This is a genomic window from Francisella noatunensis subsp. noatunensis (assembly GCF_009823375.1).
GTDB lineage: Bacteria > Pseudomonadota > Gammaproteobacteria > Francisellales > Francisellaceae > Francisella > Francisella noatunensis.
On the sequence record NZ_WBSX01000113.1, the window covers coordinates 1 to 6,121 of the forward strand.

Sequence of the window (6,121 nt, forward strand, 5' to 3'; positions counted from 1 at the left end):
TTTTTAACTTTACAGGATAGCTTATGATTATTTGAAGTTCTGCGGCTTTGATATAGCTTCTGTGCTATCTCAGCATTATAGTCACTATTTATACTAGTGCGATTAAGTTCCTTTTTTATAGCTCTTTCACTATAGCCAATTTTATTGGCTATTTGAGATGTTTGGTATCCTAATTTAAGTAATTCTTCTATACAATATCTATTTGAAAGAGTTAAGTGCTTTGGCATTTTTTAGTTCCTTATCGTTTATTTTAGTTTCGTCAAAACCTAATAAACTATATTTGGAACTCTCTTTCAACTATTTAAAACTTTCAGAATACAATCTAGCGATAAATTCACTCCAGCAATATCACCTCTGACATTGATCGCCCTACTATTTACTATAGTGCTGATGTTTACTACAAAAGGAAATGAAATAATTAACCTACCATTTCAAGTAATCAAGGTTGCTATTCCGCTTTTGATATATTTTTTGATAATGTTTAGCATATCATTTTTTATGTCATATAAAGCTAAAGCAACTTATGAGCAAGCCGTATCTTTGAGTTTTACAGCAGCTTCAAATAATTTTGAGTTAGCGATAGCAGTTGCAATCTCAGTATTTGGCATAAACTCTACCGAAGCTTTTGTCGGTGTAATTGGTCCACTAGTTGAGGTGCCTGTTTTGATTGAGTTAGTAAATGTAGCTTTGTGGTTGAATAAAAAATATTTTAATTAAGCCAATTCTACAATATTATTAAGAATATAATACCTAAATTATACATCTTCTATGCCATACGTATATCTAGTTATAGCTATAATCACTGAAGTCCTTGGGACAGTTTCGTTACCATTATGCAATGGTTTTACAAGGATTGTTCCTTCACTATTTGTTTTGATATTTTATGGACTTTCATTTTACTTTTTATCATTAACATTAAAATATATGAATATTGCTTTTGCGTATTCTATATGGTCAGCATTTGGAATTATTTTAATAGGAATTATAGGATATCTATTTTTTAAGCAAAAGTTAGATTTACCATTTGTCTTAGGAACATCGTTTATACTTATTGGAACTATTATTATTTGCGCATATTCAAAGACTATTATACATTAAGTTTATAATATTTATTTCTTGTATTTAATTTCCCAGCAATTATGGATATTTTTGTTAGATAAAAAGTCTCTTGATAAACAGATTTTATCAATATTCTCACAATTAAACTTAGCGATTATTTGTTGTGACATTTTGAAGCGACGATAATTGTTAGAGAAATATAATACTCCATCCTTTTTGAGAGAGTCCATAGCTAAATTTATCAGTAATTCATGATCTCTTTGAATATCAAGGATATCATCCATACGCTTTGAGTTTGAAAATGTTGGTGGATCCAAAAATATCACATCAAACTTCTCGCTGTTGGGTTTTAACCAACTAATACAATCTGCCTGAATAAAATTATGCTTTTTAATATCTAAATTATTTAGCTCAAAATTATTCTTACCCCACTCAAGATAAGTATTAGACATATCTACACTTGTAGTTTTAGCACCTTTTAAGGCAGCATGAACACTAGCTGTACAGGTATAACCAAATAAATTTAATAAAGTCTTATTTTTTGAAGCTTTTGCTACAAGTTCTCTAATCTTACGATGGTCTAAAAAAATACCAGTATCTAAATAGTCATCGAAATTTACATAAAATTTAGCATCAAATTCATTAATAACATGAAAGTTATTTTTGTCATTATTTTTTTGATATTGCTCTTTGCCTTTTTGACGTTGACGGACTCTTGTATGTATATTCTCATATTGAGTATCTAGCGTTTTATGTATCTGATATATAGCTTGATAGAATCTTTGTTTAGCAATATTCTGATCTATAGTAGCATCGGCACGATATTCTTGTAAAAACACATGCTCGCCATATATATCTACAGCTACAGCAAAAGTTGGAATATCAGCATCATACAAACGATAACACTCTACTCCTGACTGTTTTAACCATGGTTTTAGGTTTTTAAGATTCTTCTTTAACTTGTTAGAAAAATCTACATGTTCATCTGACTTTTGTGCACTTGCTTCAGCTAAACGAATATTTTTCTCAAGCTGGCTTTCATGTTTAAATCTTGCATGCTCATTTATATCAAACTGATACAATACTGTTTCAATAGCACCATTATAGAATTTATTCTTCTTAGTGATACGTAGCTGCATTTCTTTAATTGATTCATCAAAACTTGTCAAAATCGCAACTTTCCAACCATAAAAATCTTGAGATAATCTATCACCGAAACCATTAAATATGTCTAAAAGTTCATCAAGTTGATCACCATATAAACGCTCACCATAAGGAGGATTTGTAACTATCAAACCTTCACTTTCAAACTCATTTTCAAGATCACGGATATCTTGTCGTTTGATATTAACAACATCTTCAACACCAGCTTGATAAATATTTCTGTCTGCTTTATCCAAAACATTATTATTAATATCATAGCCTTGAATAATTGCATTTGTTGGCTTTTGAGCTTTTTTTGCGATTTCTAATAAGTTACTCCATAAGTCTTCATTATGAAGCTTTGAATTAAATAGTTTAAATTCTTTATTTAACAACACAGGAGCTATATTTTTTGCCATAAGAGCAGCTTCAATAAGAATAGTCCCAGAACCACACATTGGATCAATCAATATAGGTTGCTCTTTTTTAAGCTCATCTAACCACCCTGCTTTGATAAGTATCGCTGCTGCTAAAGACTCTTTTAGAGGTGCTTGACCCTGAAACTGTCTATAACTACGCTTATGTAGGCTCTTTATATTTAAGCATAAAAACACATTTACGTACTGCTTGTGTAAATGTAATTTTATTATATTATCAGGATTATAAGTATCAATATTTGGTCGTTCATTAGTTTCTCTACGAAACTGATCGACTATAGCATCTTTTGTTTTTTGAGAAACAAACATAGTATTATTGAAATCATAATGCTTACCTGAGATTATGATTTTAAAAGCTGTGTTAACATCAAAGTAATCTAACCAATTTATTGATGATATAAAATCATATAAAGCTTGCTGATCTGTAACTTTTTGAGTGGCTATTTTTAGCATAACTTGGCTTGCTAGATGAGAGTAAATACAAACTTTGTAGGCATCTTCAAAAGACCACTCAAACTCAACCCCAGCAAGTTTTTCAGATGATGATATACCTAATGAATTTAGTTCATCTTTTAATAAAAGCTCAATACCCTTTGCACAGCTAGCGAAAAATGTAAAATTTTGCATAAGAAATTATAAATTATAGAATATGTGTTAAATAATATATTAATTCCAATAAATAACAATTAATAAGCGAAAATCTATTGATTTTATAAGATATAAAATTATAATATCTATTCTAAATACTCGCATAGCTCAGTTGGTTAGAGTACTACCTTGACATGGTAGGGGTCACTGGTTCGAATCCAGTTGCGAGTACCAGTAATTTCAATACTTTCAGCCCTCTACCCCAAAACACTAGAAATCATCAAGGTGCATATAAGGGTCACTAGGTCTAATTTTTAAAGCTATAAAACTATTCAATACAATTTATTGAAATAAATAATTTCTTTTCAAAACAAACAAATGTTTTGAAAAAATTATCTGAAACTCTAGTTGCTTTAGATAGCCCTGAGGCTATATAAATCTTTCACAATAGCGTTTCTAAGTATTAAATCATGCGAAACATTACGCCTTGCCCACCGTCGGCCCGATAGGGTTGACCAACGGGTTTTACCAGTGAAACGGGAGGAACTTAGACTAGCAAACTTGTTACTGTGCCCTTAGCCTGCGACAGGGTGCTTTGCTCGGCTTTAGTCCATCGTGTGAAACTCGTTGGTCAAGCGTAGCGCAGACGGTGGGCTGAGCATTCCCCAAATTCTTGGGGAAGCGGCGAAGAGTTAATCAAATATCAGCTCTGTCCAACGCCCTGCTTACACAGCTAAGGGCGGACGATATTGAAAAACTCTAGCCTTTGGGGTTTATTTGATAGCTTGATAAATCTGCTTGATTATTTACTTACTTTGACAAAAGTAATAAATAAGCTTAAAAGTCATTTTGAAATACTAGCTGTATTCTGAACTTTCAGCTTAAATTTATATAGTTACCTAGGTTCTGTGCACAAAAAAATATAAATTGGATTGAAAATAGCTAAACCGTTGTTATTTAAAAGTTGAAAGACAATAATCAATACATAAGCGTTTTAAAGATTGGTGTGATAAAGGCATATTCTCTAGATTACTTAAGTCAGTACAAAACCCTCACTTACAAGAAGTTATGCTTGATTCAACGATAGCAAGAGCACATGCCTGTTCTACAAGATATCAGAGGGATAATAACCAGGCAATTGGTAGATCAGTTGGAGGAGTAACCACCAAGATTCATGCTATGACTGATGCTTTAGGCAATACGATGGAAATATTACTATCAGAAGGCAAAACTCATGATAGTAAAGTAGCTATAGCCTTACTACAAAATGTATATAATACAAAAGTTATCGCTGATAGAGCATATCATTCTAATGAGATTAGGGAACATATTCAAAATATATCCTCTGAAGCTGTTATTCCTTGTAAATCAAATACTATAAACCCTATAGATTTTGATATTCAAATATACAAAGAAAGACATTTGATAGAGAATTTCTTTTCTAAAATTAAGCATTTTAGAAGAGTATTCTCTAGGTTTGATAAAACCATTTCAGCATATATAGGAATGATTAAATTAGCTTGTACTTTTATTTGGCTACGATGAATATTTATTTTTGTGCACAGAACCTAGATAAAGCTGACTTTCTTAGACATATCAGTAGCAATACATGTATATGGGCAGATACTGGGTTTCAAGGCATTCAGGATAATCACATGAATGTTGAAATTCCAATTAAAAGAACAAAGATCAAACCATTAACTACTGAACAAAAAGAAGAAAATAAAATTATAACATGCTATTGGACGCTCTAAAAGATATGCTACATCTCGTAAGATTCATCGCAATAAATCTGTCAATATGGATCATAAATTTCATTTATTATCTACGTTTATTGGCTCTTTCCAATTAACTGTGTAAATTCTTAATTAAGATGCTAGATTATTTCTAGCAGAATATTAAGGATAAAAACATGTCTAAGAATAGAAAATCGGAAGATATTTACTCAATGCTAGCAGACCAGATAATAGATTCTGGAATTAATGTTAATCAAATGTTTGAAAAAGATGGTTTACTTAAGCAGCTGACAAAAAGGTTACTTGAAAAAGCATTAGATACAGAAATGATGTTAAAGCATGGCAAAACAGACCGTTAGGGTCTGTTTATCCTATAGTATTTTTTAACTGTATAGTCCGTTAAAATCAGAGAAGATAAGCGTATTTATCAATAAGGCAGTATATGTTGCACTAGGTATATCGCTAACTGGTCACAAAGATGTATTAGGTCTTTGGATAAGTCAAAATGAAGGTTCTAAGTATTGGCTAGGAGTTTTACTGAATTAAAGAATAGAGACTTACAAGATATATTCATAGCCTGTACAGATAATTTAAAAGCTAGATTGTATTCTCAATGTTTATAGAGATACCAAAATGTACTTCATTAGGTGTCAAGTAATTTAAACATTTCTTAGGTCTATTATTCAAGTCTATCTGTAACTTTCTAATGTATTGATGAGATATATTGTTAAAGTTAGTACCTTTAGGTATAAATTGTCTGATATACCTATTCATGTTTTCATTAGTACCTCTTTGCCAAGGACTGTATGGATCAGCAAAGAATACTTTGATGCCAGTCTTGCTAGTTAGCTTCTTATGTTTAGCAAACTCTTTACCATTATCAAATGTAGCTGTTAATATTTTATGACCATTAGATACTTTGTACAATATTCTATTGATTGAATTAGCTGTTCTATCTATAGACTTGGCTAAAATAGTAAATCTGCTAGCTCTATCGACCATTGTTACAATAGCACTTTTATGGTCTTTACCAACAATAGTGTCACCTTCAAAGTGATAAAGATTTTTTCTATTAGCACTGCTAGGTCTTTCAGAAATACTCGCTCTATCCTTTATCTTAACTTGTTTAGAGTCACCTTCTTTTTTGTATTTATATTG

The 6,121-nt window shown here is 31.1% G+C and carries 5 protein-coding genes, 1 tRNA gene and 3 pseudogenes; 6 read left to right on the top strand and 3 right to left on the bottom strand.

Features of this window, described 5'->3' with window-relative positions; translation table 11 throughout:
• On the bottom strand, positions 1–227 hold a 227-nt coding region (locus F8C69_RS08520; protein WP_159184567.1), incomplete at its 3' end, for a helix-turn-helix domain-containing protein.
• Between the two features lie 100 nt (positions 228–327).
• On the opposite strand from F8C69_RS08520, the pseudogene F8C69_RS08525 reads away from it, so the two are divergent.
• Both F8C69_RS08525 and F8C69_RS08530 read left to right on the top strand, forming a co-directional pair.
• A pseudogene (locus tag F8C69_RS08525) lies at positions 328–717 on the top strand (arsenic resistance protein); the annotation flags it as partial.
• A 51-nt stretch (positions 718–768) separates the two neighbouring features.
• Entirely contained in the window at positions 769–1,098 is a 330-nt protein-coding gene (locus F8C69_RS08530; protein WP_159184882.1) for a DMT family transporter, read from the top strand.
• 11 nt (positions 1,099–1,109) lie between these two features.
• On the opposite strand, the gene rlmKL is transcribed toward F8C69_RS08530, so the two are convergent.
• Positions 1,110–3,266, bottom strand: a complete 2,157-nt coding sequence (gene rlmKL, locus F8C69_RS08535) for a bifunctional 23S rRNA (guanine(2069)-N(7))-methyltransferase RlmK/23S rRNA (guanine(2445)-N(2))-methyltransferase RlmL (RefSeq protein WP_159184883.1) — start codon at positions 3,264–3,266, stop codon at positions 1,110–1,112.
• A 118-nt stretch (positions 3,267–3,384) separates the two neighbouring features.
• Between rlmKL and F8C69_RS08540 the strand changes: the two genes are divergently transcribed.
• The 4 genes and pseudogenes from F8C69_RS08540 to F8C69_RS10825 all read left to right on the top strand — a co-directional run.
• Positions 3,385–3,461: transfer RNA gene (locus F8C69_RS08540), tRNA-Val, on the top strand.
• A gap of 744 nt (positions 3,462–4,205) precedes the next feature.
• Positions 4,206–4,772 (top strand): annotated as a pseudogene (locus F8C69_RS08545) (IS5 family transposase); the annotation flags it as partial.
• Positions 4,773–5,139: 367 nt separating this feature from the next.
• The gene (locus F8C69_RS08550) at positions 5,140–5,322 is read left to right on the top strand and encodes a hypothetical protein (protein ID WP_159184884.1); all 183 of its coding nucleotides are present in this window, start codon (positions 5,140–5,142) and stop codon (positions 5,320–5,322) included.
• Positions 5,289–5,559 (top strand): annotated as a pseudogene (locus tag F8C69_RS10825) (transposase); the annotation flags it as partial. The gene F8C69_RS08550 and the pseudogene F8C69_RS10825, both read left to right, overlap by 34 nt.
• 1 nt (position 5,560) lies before the next feature.
• Here the strand turns inward: F8C69_RS10825 and F8C69_RS08560 are convergent.
• Positions 5,561–6,121: IS30 family transposase (locus F8C69_RS08560; protein ID WP_159183759.1), on the bottom strand; the 561-nt coding region annotated here is incomplete at its 5' end.

Excerpts from the sequence above, each read along its gene's own strand:
- F8C69_RS08530 (WP_159184882.1), top strand. The coding sequence starts at position 769 with ATGCCATACGTATATCTAGTTATAGCTATAATCACTGAAGTCCTTGGG.
- rlmKL (WP_159184883.1), bottom strand. The coding sequence starts at position 3,266 with ATGCAAAATTTTACATTTTTCGCTAGCTGTGCAAAGGGTATTGAGCTT.
- F8C69_RS08550 (WP_159184884.1), top strand. The coding sequence starts at position 5,140 with ATGTCTAAGAATAGAAAATCGGAAGATATTTACTCAATGCTAGCAGAC.